The 16,741-nt window shown below is 71.6% G+C and carries 15 protein-coding genes; 7 read left to right on the top strand and 8 right to left on the bottom strand.

Annotation, left to right across the window (positions count from 1 at the left end):
- The first annotated feature begins 157 nt into the window (after window positions 1-157).
- Both ACFQS2_RS09800 and ACFQS2_RS09795 read left to right on the top strand, forming a co-directional pair.
- Entirely contained in the window at window positions 158-679 is a 522-nt protein-coding gene (locus tag ACFQS2_RS09800) for a GtrA family protein (RefSeq protein WP_377793557.1), read from the top strand.
- Window positions 680-855: 176 nt separating this feature from the next.
- Window positions 856-2,079, top strand: a complete 1,224-nt coding sequence (locus ACFQS2_RS09795; protein ID WP_377793556.1) for an aminotransferase class I/II-fold pyridoxal phosphate-dependent enzyme — start codon at window positions 856-858, stop codon at window positions 2,077-2,079.
- Window positions 2,080-2,308: 229 nt separating this feature from the next.
- Here ACFQS2_RS09795 and ACFQS2_RS09790 read toward each other — a convergent pair whose 3' ends face one another.
- From ACFQS2_RS09790 to ACFQS2_RS09780, 3 genes are all read right to left on the bottom strand, one after another.
- Window positions 2,309-3,328, bottom strand: a complete 1,020-nt coding sequence (locus tag ACFQS2_RS09790; RefSeq protein ID WP_377793555.1) for a hypothetical protein — start codon at window positions 3,326-3,328, stop codon at window positions 2,309-2,311.
- Between the two features lie 183 nt (window positions 3,329-3,511).
- A complete protein-coding gene (locus ACFQS2_RS09785) occupies window positions 3,512-5,734 on the bottom strand; it encodes a 3-hydroxyacyl-CoA dehydrogenase NAD-binding domain-containing protein (protein ID WP_377793554.1) in 2,223 nt (740 codons plus the stop codon).
- A gap of 155 nt (window positions 5,735-5,889) precedes the next feature.
- Window positions 5,890-6,804: a hypothetical protein gene (locus ACFQS2_RS09780; RefSeq protein ID WP_377793553.1), complete on the bottom strand. Its 915-nt coding sequence runs from the start codon at window positions 6,802-6,804 to the stop codon at window positions 5,890-5,892.
- Between the two features lie 285 nt (window positions 6,805-7,089).
- On the opposite strand from ACFQS2_RS09780, the gene ACFQS2_RS09775 reads away from it, so the two are divergent.
- Complete coding sequence (locus tag ACFQS2_RS09775) at window positions 7,090-7,503, top strand: hypothetical protein (RefSeq protein WP_377793552.1); 414 nt, start codon at window positions 7,090-7,092, stop codon at window positions 7,501-7,503.
- Between the two features lie 134 nt (window positions 7,504-7,637).
- Here ACFQS2_RS09775 and ACFQS2_RS09770 read toward each other — a convergent pair whose 3' ends face one another.
- Both ACFQS2_RS09770 and ACFQS2_RS09765 read right to left on the bottom strand, forming a co-directional pair.
- Window positions 7,638-9,293 (bottom strand): hypothetical protein, encoded by a 1,656-nt coding sequence (locus ACFQS2_RS09770; RefSeq protein ID WP_377793551.1) that lies wholly within the window; start codon window positions 9,291-9,293, stop codon window positions 7,638-7,640.
- A complete protein-coding gene (locus ACFQS2_RS09765) occupies window positions 9,290-10,060 on the bottom strand; it encodes a hypothetical protein (RefSeq protein ID WP_377793550.1) in 771 nt (256 codons plus the stop codon). The genes ACFQS2_RS09770 and ACFQS2_RS09765 overlap by 4 nt, the downstream gene beginning before the upstream one ends.
- A gap of 258 nt (window positions 10,061-10,318) precedes the next feature.
- On the opposite strand from ACFQS2_RS09765, the gene ACFQS2_RS09760 reads away from it, so the two are divergent.
- Both ACFQS2_RS09760 and ACFQS2_RS09755 read left to right on the top strand, forming a co-directional pair.
- Window positions 10,319-10,789, top strand: coding sequence for an ArsR/SmtB family transcription factor (locus tag ACFQS2_RS09760; protein WP_377020183.1), 471 nt, complete (start codon window positions 10,319-10,321; stop codon window positions 10,787-10,789).
- Window positions 10,790-10,791: 2 nt separating this feature from the next.
- Window positions 10,792-11,274 (top strand): SRPBCC domain-containing protein, encoded by a 483-nt coding sequence (locus ACFQS2_RS09755; protein WP_377020182.1) that lies wholly within the window; start codon window positions 10,792-10,794, stop codon window positions 11,272-11,274.
- A 109-nt stretch (window positions 11,275-11,383) separates the two neighbouring features.
- Here ACFQS2_RS09755 and add read toward each other — a convergent pair whose 3' ends face one another.
- Entirely contained in the window at window positions 11,384-12,397 is a 1,014-nt protein-coding gene (gene add / locus ACFQS2_RS09750; protein ID WP_377793549.1) for an adenosine deaminase, read from the bottom strand.
- A gap of 180 nt (window positions 12,398-12,577) precedes the next feature.
- Between add and ACFQS2_RS09745 the strand changes: the two genes are divergently transcribed.
- Together ACFQS2_RS09745 and ACFQS2_RS09740 are read left to right on the top strand one after the other, a co-directional pair.
- A complete protein-coding gene (locus ACFQS2_RS09745) occupies window positions 12,578-13,105 on the top strand; it encodes a hypothetical protein (RefSeq protein WP_377793548.1) in 528 nt (175 codons plus the stop codon).
- Window positions 13,106-13,235: 130 nt separating this feature from the next.
- On the top strand, window positions 13,236-14,090 hold the full coding sequence (locus ACFQS2_RS09740) for a GNAT family N-acetyltransferase (RefSeq protein ID WP_377793547.1): 855 nt from the start codon (window positions 13,236-13,238) through the stop codon (window positions 14,088-14,090).
- A gap of 24 nt (window positions 14,091-14,114) precedes the next feature.
- Here ACFQS2_RS09740 and ACFQS2_RS09735 read toward each other — a convergent pair whose 3' ends face one another.
- Entirely contained in the window at window positions 14,115-15,791 is a 1,677-nt protein-coding gene (locus tag ACFQS2_RS09735; protein ID WP_377793546.1) for an ABC transporter permease, read from the bottom strand.
- A complete protein-coding gene (locus ACFQS2_RS09730) occupies window positions 15,788-16,723 on the bottom strand; it encodes an ATP-binding cassette domain-containing protein (protein WP_377020176.1) in 936 nt (311 codons plus the stop codon). The genes ACFQS2_RS09735 and ACFQS2_RS09730 overlap by 4 nt, the downstream gene beginning before the upstream one ends.
- Window positions 16,724-16,741: the final 18 nt, after the last annotated feature.

Below are 16,741 nucleotides of genomic sequence, written 5' to 3'. Positions count from 1 at the left end.
TCGCAGGCCGGGCCGCAAGCCTATCGCCTCGGGTACAGTGCCGTGCGTGCTGAGACCCCAACCGTCGACGGACACCGCGGATCCCACGCGATCCGGCGATGCCGCAGATCTCGGGTGTACGACGTCGTCGCTCGAGCGGGCAGGTTCCCTGGAATCCGTGCCGGCCCGTTCCGCCGCGCGCCGTGCCCGCGCGCAGTTCCCGTCGGCCCCGAGGAGGCCCCTGCGCGAGCGGGCCCGTGATCTCGCCACCGACCATCTGGGATCCTCGATACGGTTCCTGCTCGTCGGCGGCATCGTCTTCCTGCTGGACGCGGCGATGTACAACCTGCTGGTGTTCTGGGAGCCTTCCGCCGGCTGGGGCCACGGGATCATGCACGGCCATCCCCTGACGGCGAAGCTGCTCACGATCGCGGTCGCGTCCTGCCTGACCTACCTGGGCAACCGGCTGTGGACCTTCGGGGACCGTCCCCGCCCGGACACCGCCCGCTCGGTCCTGCTGTTCCTCCTGATCAACCTGATCGCGGCCGGTCTGCAGCTGTCCTGCCTGGGCTTCTCGCGGTACGTGCTGGGCCTGGACTCGGTGCTGGCGGACAACATCTCCGGCACGATCATCGGCCAGGTCATCTCGACGTCGTTCCGGTACGTCACCTACGGGCGCTTCGTCTTCCCGCGACGCTGAGACGGCCGACGGGCCGTGACGCGGCCGGCCGGCCTGGTTCCCCGCGCGGCGCCCGGCCTCGCGCGGCGCCCGGCCCCGCCCGGCGCCCTGTCCCGTCACACGCCGGCGCACCCCGGCACACCGGCTCCGCCGGACTGCCCCGGCGATCCCGGTCCGTCTCTGACAGACTCGTGGCCATGGACACCACCGGCCCCTGGACCCGCGCCGCCGCCGCTGCCGGCCTGCTCGCCGGCGGCGAGGCCCGCCCCACCGTGTTCGCCCGCATGTCCGCGAAGGCCGCCGAGCTCGGCGCGCTGAACCTCGGCCAGGGCTTCCCCGACGACGATCCTCCCGCCGTGGTGGCCGACGCCGCGGTGAGCGCGATCCGTGCCGGCCGCAACCAGTACCCGCCGGGCATCGGCGAGGCCGTGCTGCGCGAGGCGATCGCCGAGCACCAGTCGCAGTGGTACGGGCTGCACTGGGACGCCGGCAGCGAGGTGCTGGTGACCACGGGTGCCACCGAAGCGCTGGCCGCGACCATCCTGGCCCTGGTGGAGCCGGGCGACGAGGTCGTGACGCTGGAGCCGTTCTACGACCAGTACGCGGCGCTGATCGCGCTCGCGGGCGGTGTGCATCGCACGGTCCCGCTGACCTCCCGCGCCGACGCCTCCGGCGACCTGGTGCTGGAGGTCGACGAGGTCGCTCTGCGTGCGGCCTTCTCCGACCGCACCCGCGTGGTACTGGTGAACACCCCGCACAACCCCACCGGCGTGATGCTGTGGGTCGGAGCGCTGCAGGCGATCGCCGAGGAGGCCGCCCGGCACGACGCGATCATCGTGACCGACGAGGTCTACGAGCACCTCACCTTCGGCCCGGCCCACCTGCCGATCGCCACCCTGCCCGGTGCGCAGGATCGCACGGTCTCGATCTCCTCGGCGGGCAAGACGTTCTCGGTCACGGGCTGGAAGATCGGCTGGATCACCGCCCGGCCCGAGCTGGTCACGGCCATCACCGGGGTCAAGCAGTGGCTCACCTACGCCTCCGGGGCGCCGTTCCAGCCGGCCGTGGCGGCAGGATTGGGCATGCCGACCTCTGCCTTCCAGGATCTCGCCGACAGTCTGCGTGCTCGCCGCGACCTGCTGACCCAGGGCCTGCGCTCGATCGGTTTCCGGGTCAGCGTGCCCGAGGCGGGCTACTTCACCGCGGCCGACGCCGCGCCGCTGGGCGAAGCCGACGCCATGGCTCTGTGCGAGCGGCTGCCCGAGGAGGCCGGCGTGGTCGCGATCCCGCTGTCGGCCTTCTACCGCGACGGCGCGGCCGGGGAGGCGAGCTCGTACCTGCGCTTCGCCTTCTGCAAGAGCCACGCCACGATCGAGCAGTCCCTGGAGCGCCTCGAGTCCTGGGCGCGGCACCGCTGCTGACTGCGCCGAGGTCGGCTCATCCGGCCGCGACCCAGATCGAGCCGGCCCCTTCGGTCCACGGCGTGTACACCTCGAAGGTGCCGTCCCGGCGCACTGTCGTCCTCGTGCCTCGTCCTCGTGCCTCGAGACCCTCTCGCCGGGGTGGCCGGGACCGACCGCACGACGACGGCCCGCCTCCTCACCGGTTCTCCAGGAGCAGGCGGGCCGTCGTGGTCCGCGCGGGATCAGATCAGGTGGCTGAGATCCAGGCGGGGTCGCCGCTGAAGTCGAGCAGGCTGCTGACGGTGAACGCGCCGCCCTCGACCTGGTCCTCCGGAACCAGCAGCGGCACTTCCCATTCGCCGGTGCCGCCGTCGTAGAGCGTGCCCACGTCGAGGCTGTCCTTGGGCGCCACGGCGCTGGTGAGCGAGTAGCTGTTCCCGGCATCGGAGACGTACTCGACCAGGATCGAGAAGCCCGGCTCGAGGCTGTCATCGCCGTGGTACGTCGCCGTGATAGGCACCAGGATGTAGGTCTCGCCCTCGGCGGGCTCCTCGTTGTACGAGTTGGCCTCCAGGACCTCGTCGGTGGCGTCCCAGTTCGGCTCGCCGAGGGTGACGTCGATGGTGCCGCCGTCGCCATCGTCGATGGTCACGGTCTCACCGAGCGCGGCCGGATCATCCTTCGTCGCGGCTCCCCCGGAGGATCCGCCCTGGGACTCCTCCTCAGTGGTCTCCTCCGCCGAGGTCTCCTCCTCGGTGGTCTCCTCCTCCGTCGGCTCCTCCTCGGTGGCCTCCTCCTCAGAGGTCTCCTCCTCGGTGGTCTCCTCCTGAGTCGTCTCGCCCCCGCCGCTGGTGTCCTCGTCGCCACCGTCGCGGGTGAACAGGAAGATGCCGCCGCCGACGATGACGAGCAGGAGCGCGAGGACCGCGCAGCCGGCGCAGATGATGATCGGGACCTTCGCGCCCCCGGACTTCTTCTCGCCGCCCTGCGGGGTGAAGCCCTCACCCGAGTCGCCGCCGAAGGACGGCGCGAAGGAGGCGTCCTGCCCGTAGCCGGCGTTCGGCGACGCCTGACCGTAGGGGGCATCTGCGGAGGCCTGACCGTAGTCGGCCTGCGGCGGCTGGCCGTAATCGCTCGGCTGCTCCTGGCCGAAGCCGCCGTTCGGGGACGGCTGACCGTAGTCCCCGTACCCACCGTCCGGAGAAGGCTGCCCGTGGGAATCACCGGAGGGGGGCTGACCCCATCCGTTCTGCGGTGGCTGCGACATATCTTTTCCGGCGCGTAGACAGCGCCGTCCCCTCTCTCCCGGTACGTCTTGTGCGGTCCGACCCCTGGGCCTGACCGTCACATAGTACGGGGCGTGCCCACCGGGAGCGATGCCTTCGACATCGCTATCCGGTTACGAACGGGCGAGAGAAAGCAGTCCCGCAGAAGCTCGACGGCGGCCGATTCAGAGCCGCCCTGTGAACAGTTCCCCGTGGAAAGTCCGACCCACGACACGCCGGGACGCACCGCTGACGTCGAGGTACGGCGTGATGCCGCCGCGATGGCGCGGGAAACCGGCTCCGAGGATCAGAGCCAGGTCGACCTGCTCGGGTCGCTGGACCACTCCGGCCTCGAGCATCAGGGCGATCTCCTCGGCCAGGCCGTCCTGGACCTTCTCGAGCAGGGCGTCGCCGACGGGGGCCTGCGCCGCACCGGCTCCCCCGCCGTCGGCGGCGAAGACCTCCGCGACCGACGGCGAGACCGGCGGGTGGACGGCAGTCCTGCTGCGCTCGGTGAAGCGGGCACCCCGCTCGGCCATGGCGGTCAGCCCCGGGGAGGCGTAGAAACGGGCGCCGAGCTCGTCGGCCAGCACCGCGCCGACGTGGTCGGCGACGGCCAGGCCCACCAGGTCCAGCAGCTCGAGGGGACGCATCGGCAGGCCGAGCGCATCCAGGGAGGCGTCGACCTCCTGGGGATCGGCGCCGGCGTCGAGGGAGGCGAGCACCGCGCCCAGCACGCGGAACAGCAGCCGATTGACGATGAAGCCGGGCGCGTCGGCGCTGCGCACAGCGAACTTCCGCAGGCGGCGCACCACCTCCAGTCCGGTCGCCAGAGCAGCGTCGTCGGTGACCTCGGTATGGACCACCTCGACCAGCGGCATCTTGGCGACCGGGTTGAAGAAGTGCAGGCCCACCACGCGCTCGGGGTGCTCGAGATCCTCGGCCATCCGCGCGACGGACAGCGAGGAGGTGTTGGTGGCCAGCAGGGCGTCGGGGGCGAGCACGCTCTCCAGCTCGGCGAAGACGGACTTCTTGACCCCCAGCACCTCGGGGACGGCTTCCAGCACGAGGTCGCAGCCTTCGAGCTCGGCCAGATCGGTCGTGGCCGTCAGCCCGCCGGCCACCCGGGTGGCGGTGTCCTCGTCGAGCTTCCCCCGGGCGGCGGCCTGGGCCACGACATCGCGGGCAGCCGCCAGGCCCTTCTCCGCGATGCTCTGGTCGAGATCGCGCATGACGACGGGGACCTGGAGACCGAGGGCGAGCTGCGCGGCGATCTGGGAGGCCATCAATCCGGCACCGGCCACGCCGACGCGGCGGATCTCGCGGGCGCCGTCGACCGGGGCGCGGCCGGGCTTGCCGCGGCGCAGCAGCTCGGCGGCGTACATGGAGGCCGCGGCGGCGTCGCTGCGGGCCAGCTCACCCAGGGCGGCGGCCTCGCGGTCCAGGGCGGCGGGCAGGTCGGAGCCGGGCAGCTGCTGGAGCAGTTCGAGGGCGCGGGCGACGGCGGGGGCTCCCTGCATCTCCAGCCGCGCCGCCCAGGTGCGGCGGGTCTCGGCCGCGCCGTGCGGGGCATCGAGTGCGTCGCGCAGCGCCTCGGCCTCGGGGGTGCCCTCGGCGGGAAGCGGGACGGCGCGACCGGCCCAGGCACCCGGGATGGTCGTCTCCGCGGCCAGCCGGGTCTCCACGGCGGCCTCGGCCACCGCGGGGTCGACGATGTCGGTGTCGGCCTCATCGACGTCGATGTGCGCGGCGACCAGGGCGGCGAACTCGTCGAGCGCTTCGTCCAGGTCCGCGGCGAGCTCGTCGGCCAGTCCGGTCTCGAGGGCCTGGTCGGTGCCGAGCTGCTTGTCGCGGGCGGGGTCCTCGAGGATCATCCGGGCGGCGGTCTCGGGGCCGACGACGGACTGCAGCAGGGTGGTGCCGCCCCAGCCGGGCAGGATGCCCAGGCTGGTCTCGGGCAGGCCGATGCCCGTGACGCCCGGGGCGACGGTGCGCACGTCGGCCATCAGCGCCACCTCGAGGCCGCCTCCGAGGGCGGCCCCGTTGAGGTGGGCGAGGATCGGGACGGGGCTGGAGCGCACGCGGATCTGGAGCGCGTGCGCGGCCCGCGTCATGGTCTCGACGCTCTCGAGCACGTCGGGGTCGGAGAACATCGAGAGATCGGCGCCGGCGAGGAACACGCGTCCGGAGCCGGTCAGGGCGATCGCCTGGATCTCGCCGGCCTCGGCGCGGTCCAGGGCGGTGGAGATCGCGCCGGTGACGGCCTCGAGCGAGCGCGGACCGAGGGTCGCGGGCCGCTTGTCCTCACCCTCCGGGGGCGCGAAGGTCAGCACGGCCACGGTGCCGAGCCCGGGGTGCTCGCGATCTGCGGTCAGGACTCGGGTGACGTGCTCGGTGTAGCTGCTCATCAGTGGCCTTTCGCGATCTCTTCGTCGAGTGCCGGCGGGCTCCGCCCAGTTGCCTGATACCGCCGGTTTCAGATAGATCATGCCTCAGCGCGTCGGCGGGTGTCCACCGCGCGCCCCGGCGGCGAGGCCCCCGCCGCGGAGAGCCACCGTCGATCTCACGCGCCGTCGAAGTAGAGCACTTCCCCGTTGAACGTCTCGACGCCGAGCCGGAACCCTGCGACTTCCGGCTCGGGCAGGATGTAGATGCTGCGGAAGGTCGCGCTCTCCCCGTCGCCGAGCGGCTCGATCGCCTCCATCGGGTCCGGGACCAGTCCTTCGGCGGCATCCTGGTAGTAGGAGCGCTCGGATTCGCCGGTCAGCCACAGCTCCTCGACGGGGGCGAGCCGGCCCGGCCCGTCGTAGCGGACCTCGAAGGTCACCATGACCATGCGGAAACCGTCCTCGACGACGTCCTCACCGGCCGCCCCGGGCAGGGTGGCCTCGGTGTCCACGTCCGTCGGGGTGACGCTGATGGTGCCGTCGGACCACGTGCTCCAGGAGACGGTGTGCTCGCCGACGGTCGCCGGGTCGTCGAAGCCGCCGGTCCCGTCGGTCACGGGCCGGCCTGCCGAGTCGGTGACCTCGCCGGGCTCTCGCTCCGGATCGGTCTCCTGCTCCGACGGGGTGGCCGCGGGAGGCTGGGCAGGTGCCGGCTCCCCGGTGTCGAGCAGTCGCACGGCGCCGCCGACGACCAGGCCGACGGCGGCGAGCATGCCGACCACCTGCAGGGCCACGATCGCGACGATCGCCCAGGGCGGGATGCCGCCCTCCGGGCGGGCAGGGCCGCGGTGGGATGGGTCCCGGCTGCCCGGGCCGCGGAGAGCTGGTTCTCCGCGGGCCGAGTCCCCGAGAGCCGCCCCGGGCGGCCCGCCGTCCCCGAAGGCGCTGAGCCTCTCGGGACCTGAGGGGTGGCCATCGGCGCCGTAGTCCGGCAGCCCGAGCGGTTCGTCGTCGGCGAGTGGTTCCATATCGGACGGGACCGGGGAGGGGTCCCGGTCCGCGCCGGTCGGAGGCGGCCACTGCTGTGCCATGACTCGAGCATAGGCGCCTCGGGCCCGCGACACTCCCGGTGTGCTCAGGTGGCATGACGAAGCGCGAGGCATCGAAAGAGGTGTGACCGTGGTGAGCAGACGAGGCGCACCGAGTGCTGCTGCCTGCGGCGCGCAGCTGGCGCTCCGCCGTCGAAAGCGCTGTGTGCGTCAGATGCCTATGCTCGTGACTGCGAAGACCGCGCTGGGCACGGGAACGAACCGCGGGCACGACCGGAGCACATGGCATGCTGGAACTCGACCCGTGTGGAGAGGTGGGGGAACGTGGTGAGCCGACGAACTGTGCTGGGGTCCATCACGGGCCTGTCAGCGCTGCTGCTGGCTGCCTGCGGCCAGACGGACGACGGCGTCACTGACCAGCTCATCGCCGCCATCTCGGAGATCCCCGATGTCGATTCCGTCGAACTCGAGATTCGTCGCGGTGCCGAGTTCGGCGTCGGTCTCTCGGGGACGGTGCACATATCCCCGGGAACGGGTGGACCGGTCGATGTCTTCGATGAGGCAGTGGGCGCGATCGCCCGCGTGGCTGCTCGGGAGAACGGATACGACCACTTGGACGTCTCGTCGTTCACCGGTCGGGACGGTGGCGAAGAGATCACGGTCTTCGACCTGGACCACGAGCTGGTACCGGACTCGCGAGTGCGCATCGAGCTGCTGTACGAACGATACGGCCTCGCCTGACAGCGGTGATGACGCGCAGCGCCCCGAAGATCCCGGCGAGATCGTCTGGACTCCGGGCCGTTGCCGGCTCCATGAACCAGACCGTGCGCCCAAGGGCGACACGGAGCGAGACTGTTCTGCCGACCCCTCCCGAATCAGTGGTCGCCGCGCCCGACGGTGACCACATGAGACTCGGCGACGTAGGTGCCGTCACCGATGTACGAGCCCGAGATGTCTTCCTGCAGCTCTGAGAGCACCGGTTCTGCACCCGTGGCGGCCTGCACACTTCCGTAGTAGCCGTACGCAGGATCGTTCGGGTCGTAGGAGTCATGATTGCCGAACAAGGGTTCGGTGCCATCGCTCACACGCCCGGGGCTGCCCTCGAGAACGACCTCGTGCACATTCGGTGCCTGCAGACTGCCGCCACCGACTTGAGCCCCCTGCAGATCGGATTGCGCGATCGGGTCACCGGTGTACTGCACGTCGGTGGGGACGGGCACCTCGACCGGCTGACCGATAGGACCGCCGACCGCGACCGGCACCTCGCCGACGCCGTGCGGATCCAGCCCCACCGGTCCGTGCGCCACGTTGACCACCTCGGTCGACCCCTGAGCCGGGACGACCGTCTGGACAGGCGAACCCACCGAGAAGCTATGGGTCACGTTGTATGTCCCGGACTCGCCGGAGGAGCTGTTGAAAGTGGGATCGGCTGCCAGATGGGAGGCCACGATCCCTCCCTGGGAATGCCCGACGAACATGACGTTCGACCCGTCCGGGACCCCAGCCTCCTCTATCGCCGCACGGACGTCGTCCATCGCCGCCGGATGCTGGCCGGCGACCAAGCGCAGATTCGACCCCCAGTCCCGAGAGTTCCCCTGGCCCCCATATGCCTCCGGCACCTCGCCGAGCCCGGCCCCCTCCGTCGGCGGGACCTGCACGATGTACGAGGGATCTCCACCATCTGCGCTGCGGACCTCCTGGATGCCGATCTGACCGGACTCGAGGGCGCCGCCGTCATGGGACATCCTCAGAGCGTCGTTCCCGATCACCAGGTCGCCCAGATCCTGCGGACTCGCCACCGGTTCCGTGCTCGTCTCGACACCTTCCACGATGCCGCCCGGGCGGTCATCGAGAAATGCCGTGTCGTTCCCGGTGACGGCCTCGTACGCACCCACACCGGCAGAGCCCGTGGTGACCAGGCCCGCCGAGACCAGTTCGGCGTAGGTCGGAACCCGCTCGCCGGTTGCCCAGTCCTCGAGGATCCCGCCGGCGTGGTTCGCATCCCGCTGGAACTGTGCGATCCCGTCGGTGTTCACGCCGAGCCCGCCGAGCCCCGTCTCCAGGAGGTCTATCCCGCCGTCGACGCCCCAGCCGATCGCGTCGGAGGCGAGCCCTGCGACATCGGACAGCGCCCCTTCGGCGGGGCCCTCGAGCCAGTCCGGGAGCCAGGAGCTGTCGTCCTCCAGATACCCATGGGCCATGTCCGCCGCCACGGCGTCCGGGATCGATCCGGGAGTCTCGGCCGGGCCGGATTCGGTGCCGTCGCGATCGGAGACCACGTCCTGCTCGTCGGCCTCCCCGAGCGCCCGGTCCCCCAGGGTGGTCAGGTCGTCGCACAGGGTGGAGAGGTGGGTGGCGGCCAGAGCGTCCCATCGACCGCGGAAGTCCTCGGCGTCGGGCCCTTCCCAGGCCGTGCTCCGGATGACGGCGTCCAGCCGCTCCCGCAATCCTTGCACGTCGCCGGAGACGTGGCGCAGCCGGTCGGCATGGGAGCGGACCTGTTCGGTGTCCATGCCGTAGAACGCGGTCATCGCGCGCCTCCTCGCGCCGCGCACGCGGCCTCGAACCGCAGGCCTTCCTCGAGCACCGGAAGCACTGTGCCCAGTACATCTCCCGGGGCCACGGGATGGATGGCGCCGATGGAGGACTCGGCGGCGTCCATGCGGTAGAGGTCGCGGTCGCCGCGCACCCAGAGCCGGGACCAGGACACCGGCGCTTCGGTGACGCGGCCGCCAGGGTCGTGCAGGGTGAGGGAGACCGATACGCGCGGGCCGCTGGTGGTGAGGGCGTCGCGCAGCCGGTCATCCAGGTCGGGCACGGAGGCGAAGGCGTCCTGCGGGGACTCGCCGCGGGCCAGTGCGTCTCGGAGGAGTTCGATCTGGGCGGGGGTGGGCCGCAGCGCGTGCTCGGTCCGTTCGACGGTGAGCCGAGGGGCTTCCGGGTCGACGCCGGCGGCGTCGAGCAGTTCGGTAATCAGGCGAGGCACCTGGTCGATCGGGACCGTCGACCACTGGGAGGCGCCGCCGTCGATGGAGGCCTCCACGGTGGCGCCGGCCGGGTCGAGCGCGACCCGTGCCCGACGGGTCGATTCCTCGTGCGTCACCGCCACGACCAGGAGAGCCCGGGCTGTGAACTGGTGCCGGACGAGCTCGTCCGAGCCGTCGGCGGGTGCCGGCTCGCCGGTCGGAGCCGGGCCGGGGACCAGTGCACGGTAGACCGGGTTCCAGTCCCGCGCCGGGGTGGTGGTCTCGGCCGCCCAGTGGGCCGCTCGATCGACGGTCGCGGTCAGTGTCGCCATCGGTGTGCTCCTCGAGCAGAGGGCGGTTCGGTGCCCCGAACCCCTGTGCTTCGGTGGCCGGAGCCCCTGTGCTGCTGCGAGCGTACGAGCCGTGGGCCCGACCGGCCATGGGTAGTTCTCCCCACCGCCTGCTGGTCGGCTCCGCCCAGTCGCCGGCAGCCGCCCGGCACCGGAACCGCGCGGTCGCCGGAACAGCGCTCCCCCGAAAAGATCGGCGACCCCTTGAATCTCACAACCACACGGTTGTACGTTTACGGTGTGCATCAGATCGACGACGACCACGCCGATGCGTGGTTCCACGCGCTGTCGGACCGCACCCGCCGGGACATCCTGCGGCGGGTGCTCGACGGCGAGCAGTCGGTCTCGGCCCTGGCCCGGAACTACCCCATGAGCCTGACGGCGGTGCAGAAGCACGTCGTCGTGCTCGAGCGGGCCGGGCTCATCACACGGCGTCGCAGCGGCCGGGAGACCCTCGCTCGCGGTGACGCCGACAGCGTGCGCTCGGCCGCGCGGCTCCTTGCCGACCTGGAGGCCGCCCGCCGGGAGCACATCGCCCGCATCGACGAGCTGCTCGACTCCGCGGCCGAGGACGACCCGGCGGCATTCCCCAGCCGGCCGGACTCGCCACCACGCCCGCCGGAAGCTGCGGCTCACCAGCATGACCATGCGCCCCGCCGGTCGGCTTCCCTTCCCCGTCAGCCGGCACACCCGCCCCACCGGAAGGAATGACCATGCCTGTCACCGACATCAGCCACGACCTCGAGGCCATGACACTCACGATCACGGCGGAGTTCGCCGCGCCGGTCCGGCGGATCTGGGACATCTACGCCGATCCGCGCCAGCTCGAGAAGGTCTGGGGGCCCGAGGGCTACCCCGCCACCGTCGTCGACCACGACCTCTCCCCCGGCGGCCGGGTCACGTATTACATGACCGGCCCCGACGGGGATCGGTTCTACGGGTACTGGGAGGTGCTCACGGTCGATGAGCCGAACTCGTTCACCTACCGCGACGGCTTCGCGAACGAGGATTTCTCGCCGAATGAGAGCCTCCCGGCCGCCGAGTCCACCACCACGCTGAACGAGCACGACGGGAAGACGCGCGCAATCTACGTGACCACGTACAACTCCCGCGACGAGCTCCAGACGGTGCTCGACATGGGCGTCGAGGAGGGCTCGCGCTCGGCGATCAACCAGATCGACGACCTGGTGGCCTGACGGGCTGCGCAGATCTCGCGCGGACTCGGCTCCCGCGGACCGGCCCCGGGACCGCTCGGGGCCGGCTGCCGGCCGGCGCGCCCCCAGGGTGCGGTCGGCTCCCCCGCGCTCAGCCCTGTGCGGCGACCTCGTCGAGGCGACGCAGCCATCCCTGCGTCGCCTCGTCCCCGGCCCAGCTGATCTCGAGGGAGTTGCGCGCCAGGGTCACGACCTCTTCGCGCGTGAGCTGCTGCGCCTCGGCGAGCGCGAGGATGTTGTCGGCGACGTACCCCCCGAAGTACGAGGGGTCGTCGGAGGCGATGGAGACCTTCAGCCCGCTGCGGAGCAGCTCCGTGATCTCGGCGCCCTTCATCTGCTCGGTGACGAAGGAGTTCGACAACGGGCAGCAGGTGAAGCCGATGCCGCGCTGCTTCGCCTCCGCGACCAGGGCCGGGTCCTCGAGGATGTTCGAACCGTGGTCGATGCGCTCGACGCCGATCTCGTCCATGACGGTGGCGATGTGGCCGATCGCGTCGTCCTGATCGACGTCGCAGTGCATCGTCAGCCGGTAGCCCGCCTCCTTCGCGGCGGCGAAGACCGCGGCGAACTTCTCGGGCGGGTTGCCGCGCTCGTCGGAGTCCAGGCCCACGCCGACGATGCGGTCGCGGTAGGGCAGGGAGGCCTCGAGCGTCTCGCGGGCGGATTCGGCGCTCATGTCGCGCAGGAAGCACATGATCAGAGCGGCGTCGACACCCAGCGACGGCGCCTCCTGCACGGCCGACCACAGCCCGTCGACGACGGTGGAGAACGGGACGCCGCGGCTGGTGTGGGCCTGGGGATCGAAGAAGATCTCCGCCCGCACCACCCCGTCGGCGGCGGCGCGCTCGAGGTAGGCGAGGGCGAGGTCGTGGAAGTCCTGCTCGGTCACCAGCACCTCCATCGCCGGGTAGTACACGGCCAGGAAGCTGGTCAGATCGGTGAAGTCGTAGGTGGCACGGACATCCTCGACGGTGTCCTGCCCGATGTCGACCCCGTTGCGCCGGGCCAGTTCGAGCTTCAGCTCCGGTTCGAGGGTGCCCTCGATGTGCAGGTGCAGCTCGGCCTTGGGCAGGGCGGTGACGAACTCGCGGTCCACGACGGGCACGATGACTCTCCTCGGTGATCTCGACGCTCGCGGCATCAGGTGCCGCCGGCGCCAGAGTACGGCGCGCGGATGGGAGCGGCCCGGGACGGCCGGCCGGGCGGAGCCGGCCCGTGACACGGATCCGCACCGCGCCTACGGTGGAGCAACAGCACCGGAGCACGGATTCGGCGGGAGGTCGACATGCCGACGAGCGAGACGCGTGCCGCCGACGCGCCGTCGTCCCAGGTCGACAGGGGCCGCAGGGTCGTTCCGATCCGCCGTGCGCCCTGGACCATCGATCTGCTCGGGAGCGTGATGGCCGGCGTCGGCCTCTTCGGCTTCTGGGGTGGTGCCGGCGACATCGTCGGGGTGGCTCAGGGACTGGGCATCCTGATGCTGGCGGCCGGGTGCGTCCTCATCGGGCGCGTTCATGCCAAGCACCACGGACCCCGACCGACCAGGACCTTTCACAGTCCGCGCGCAGTGCTCGGCGCCTGCCTCGCCGTCGCGCCCCTGGCGCTCTTCGTGACGTTGCCGGCGAGCACCCCATCGTCCGCCATCGCGATCCTGGCGGTGGTGTTCGGCGGCATGTTCTACGCCGTCGTCCGTCTCGAGGACGAGGAGGCCGCGCGCCGGCCGGCGTCGCCGCGAAAGGCCGGCCCGGTCGCGACGTACCCCGAGGTCACGACCCACGAATCCCCTGACGGCGCCGACGATCGCCGACACTGAGGACGGGTACCTCACAGCGCCCCTCGTGGCGCCGGGGCTGCTCAACGCATCGGAGTAGCGTTGATCCGGGCCCGTCCTCGCTCGCGAGGAGCAGGCCGGATCCGCCGCGCCGGTCGAACGAGGAGCACGCATGACCCTGGAGGACGACTCCGCCGCCGAGCCGATGCACATCGCCGCGGACCGGCCACGGGCCCGGGCGCAGGACGTCCCCCTCGCCGGTGAGGATCGCAGTGACGGTCGACATGAGGGTCGCGGCAGTGCCACCGGAACAGACTGGAGCGCCCCTGCGGCGGACCACGACGGCGCGGCGGACGCCGTGCTGGACAATCCCGTGTGGTCCTCCCTCACCGGGCGTCACGCGCACCTGGCGATCGGCAACGGCCTGGTCAGGAAGTACCCCGACGACGTCTCCCCCTTCGTCGGCGTGAAGGACTGGGAGCACCCGGACGTGTGGGACGCGCTCCTGGAGGCGTTCGGCCATGACGCCGTTGTCAGCATCTCCCACGCCGACCCGCTGCTGCCGACGGGGTGGTCTCCCGTGTTCAGCATCGACGGCCTGCAGCTGACCGAGACCGACCGTCTCGCCGCCCGACCGGACCAGGAGGCGGTCGAGCTCGGTCCAGGGGACGCGTCCGAGATGCTCGCCCTGGTCCGACGCACCGAGCCCGGCCCCTTCCTGCCTCGCACTCCTGAGCTCGGTCGCTACGTGGGGATCCGTCGCGACGGCGAGCTGATCGCGATGGCCGGCGAGCGGCTGCAGCCCGAGGGATGGACCGAGATCAGCGCCGTCGCGGTCGACCCCGCCCACCGGCGCCAGGGCCTCGCCTCCCGTCTCGTGCTCGATGTCGCCTTCCACATCCAGCAGCGGGGCAGGCGGGCTTTCCTCCACGCGGCGGCCGCCAACACCGGCGCGATCGCCGCCTACGAGAGGCTCGGCTTCGCCCTGCGTCGCCGGCTCACCTTCGGCGCCGCCCGCACACCCTGAGGGTCCGGACCGGCGGGAACCGGCTCAGGATCCCGACTGCACCTCGCGGCGGCGGAACCCGACCAGGGCGAGCAGGTAGAGGATGGCCACGACCGCGGTCACCCCGAGCGCTCCCCCGGCCTCGAAGTCCTCCACGAACGGTTCCGAGACCCAGTGGAACGGGGAGATGCCGAGCAGAGCGTCGGGGAAATCGAAGATGGTGCCGAACATCTGGGCGACCAGCACGAAGGCCAGCAGCAGCCAGGTCAGGCCGGCCGCCCGCGGCACCCACGCGTACAGCGCCGCGGACAGCGCCGCGAACAGCACGATCGGTGGGGCGTGGGAGGCGAAGGCCGCGAGATAGGCGGGAAGCTCCGGTTCGTCGACCCCCACGAGGATCGCCCCGATCCACATCGCCACCACGGACAGCGCGAACAGTGCGGCCGCACCGATGCCGGAGACCAGCAGCTGCGCTCCGAGCCAGCGCCACCGGGAGACGGGCCCGGCCAGGACGATCTCTAGCCGCCCGGCAATCTCCTCGCTCCGGCAGTACTGGTGGGTGGTCACGATCGCGACGGCCACCACGCACAGGGCCACGAACAGCAGCATCACGGCGAGGAAGGACTCCGTGAAGGCGGCGGGGTCCGTGCCGAACAGCGCCCCCAGAGCGGGATTGTCCGCGACGAGCTCGGAGGCGAGGTCGTTCATCGTGCTCAGCATGGTGCCGGTGGCGAACCACATCAGGGCCATGCCCAGCCCGCACCACAGCAGGGTCGCGCGCTGCTGACGCCAGGCCATCGCGATCGGCGTGCTCAGGCTCGCCAGTGCGTGCGCTCGCCCGGCGCGGTCGGCCGTGAGCCCCTGGCCGAAGTCCCGGCGTCGGGCGAGGGAGGCGGCAAGAAACAGCAGCACCGCGGTCGCGGCGATCGACAGCAGCGCCGGCCACCAGCGCAGGTCGACGAAGGCCCGCATCTGCTGGGCCCAGGCCACCGGGGAGAACCACGACAGCGCGGAGCCCTTCAGCTCGATCATGTCGCCGGCGGCACGGATCACGAAGGCCACGGCGAACACCGCCAGGCCGAGCCCGGTCGCACCGCGGGCCGAGGCGGTGATCTGGCAGGTCACCAGCGCCACGGCCCCGAACACCAGGGCGGACAGCGCACTGCCGCCCATCATCCCGAGGCCGTCGACGAGGGAAGGGTCCTCCCCGGCCAGGGACGCCAGCGCTCCGATCGCGGCGATGACCATGAGGTGCAGGACCAGGGTCAGCAGCGCCGCGGCGACGGGCGCCAGGGGGCCGACGGCGCTGGCGCGCACCAGCTCGGCGCGGGCGCTCTCCTCCTCGGCGCGGGTATGACGGACGACGTGGAGGATCGCCATGATCGACAGCGCCAGCACGGTCCAGGTGGTGCCCTCGTTGGCGACGGCGACCATCGGGGCGTAGTCGTCCAGGCCGTAGCCGGGACCGCCCATCACGATGCCCGAGGGCGTGCGCATCACCTCGGCGCGGGCGGCGAGTGCGGAGTCGTCGAAGATCGAGCTCAGCGCCACCGAGAAGTAGGCGATGAAGGCCGCCATCGACAGCACCCACACGCTCATCCGCACCCGGTCGCGGCGCAGGATGTGACGGGTAATGGCCAGGGTGCCGGTCAGCGGGGATCCGCCCCGGCTCCGATCGTCCGGAGCGGGGGCCCGGTGCGTGGGTGCGGTGGACGTGGTCATCGGACCGGCTCGCTCTCGGGCGCGATCCCGCTCTCGGCGAGGTCGTCGCCGTAGTGGCGCATGAACAGGTCCTCGAGCGAGGGCGGCGTCGCGGTCAGGGAGGCCACCTGCTGAGAGGTCAGCGCGTCGAGCACGGCGGCGATCGACGTGTCGTCGACGTCGGCCGTCAGGCGAGTGCCGTCCTTGACGGCGACCGTCTCGGGATCATGGACACCGTCGAGGCCGGTGACCGCCTCGGCCTGCCCGCGGATGACAGCGGTGACGCGGGTGCGGGTGAGGTGGCGCAGGTCCTCGAGGGTGCCGGATTCGACGGCCTTGCCGGCACGGATGATGGTGACGGTGTCGCAGAGCTTCTCGACCTCGCTGAGGATGTGGCTGCTCAGCAGCACTGCCCGCCCCTGGGCCTTGAGCTCGCGCACCTCCTCGGTGAAGACCGCTTCCATCAGCGGGTCCAGTCCCGCCGTCGGCTCGTCGAGGATGAGCAGCTCGGCGTCGCTGGCGAAGGCGGCCACCAGCGCGACCTTCTGCCGGTTGCCCTTGGAGTAGGTGCGGGCCTTCTTGCGGGGGTCGAGCTCGAAGCGCTCGAGGAGATCGGCTCGGCGGCGGGGGTCGGGCTTTCCCCGCAGGCGGGAGAGGTAGTCGATCGCCTCGCCGCCGGTGAGGTTCGGCCACAGCGCGACGTCACCGGGGACGTAGGCGAGGCGGCGGTGGAGGGCGACGGCGTCGGCCCAGGGGTCGCCGCCGAACAGGCGGACGCTGCCGGCGTCGGCCCGCAGCAGTCCCAGCAGCACGCGGATGGTGGTCGACTTGCCGGCGCCGTTGGGGCCGAGGAAGCCGCGCACCTCGCCCTCGCCGACGCTGAGGTCGAGGCCGTCCAGCGCGGTGAAGGAGCCGAACTTCTTGGTCAGGTTCTGGATGTCGATGGGGTTCATGGCATGAGTCCTCTGCGG

This window comes from Brachybacterium sp. GCM10030267, assembly GCF_042666875.1.
Lineage (GTDB): Bacteria > Actinomycetota > Actinomycetes > Actinomycetales > Dermabacteraceae > Brachybacterium.
This window is presented reverse-complemented; position numbering and strand designations above follow the sequence as displayed.

Bases quoted from the DNA above. Each gene is read 5' to 3' on its own strand.
- ACFQS2_RS09795 (WP_377793556.1), top strand. From the start codon at position 856: ATGGACACCACCGGCCCCTGGACCCGCGCCGCCGCCGCTGCCGGCCTG.
- ACFQS2_RS09790 (WP_377793555.1), bottom strand. From the start codon at position 3,328: ATGTCGCAGCCACCGCAGAACGGATGGGGTCAGCCCCCCTCCGGTGAT.
- ACFQS2_RS09785 (WP_377793554.1), bottom strand. From the start codon at position 5,734: ATGAGCAGCTACACCGAGCACGTCACCCGAGTCCTGACCGCAGATCGC.
- ACFQS2_RS09780 (WP_377793553.1), bottom strand. From the start codon at position 6,804: ATGGCACAGCAGTGGCCGCCTCCGACCGGCGCGGACCGGGACCCCTCC.
- ACFQS2_RS09770 (WP_377793551.1), bottom strand. From the start codon at position 9,293: ATGACCGCGTTCTACGGCATGGACACCGAACAGGTCCGCTCCCATGCC.
- ACFQS2_RS09765 (WP_377793550.1), bottom strand. From the start codon at position 10,060: ATGGCGACACTGACCGCGACCGTCGATCGAGCGGCCCACTGGGCGGCC.
- ACFQS2_RS09755 (WP_377020182.1), top strand. From the start codon at position 10,792: ATGCCTGTCACCGACATCAGCCACGACCTCGAGGCCATGACACTCACG.
- ACFQS2_RS09745 (WP_377793548.1), top strand. From the start codon at position 12,578: ATGCCGACGAGCGAGACGCGTGCCGCCGACGCGCCGTCGTCCCAGGTC.
- ACFQS2_RS09740 (WP_377793547.1), top strand. From the start codon at position 13,236: ATGACCCTGGAGGACGACTCCGCCGCCGAGCCGATGCACATCGCCGCG.
- ACFQS2_RS09735 (WP_377793546.1), bottom strand. From the start codon at position 15,791: ATGACCACGTCCACCGCACCCACGCACCGGGCCCCCGCTCCGGACGAT.
- ACFQS2_RS09730 (WP_377020176.1), bottom strand. From the start codon at position 16,723: ATGAACCCCATCGACATCCAGAACCTGACCAAGAAGTTCGGCTCCTTC.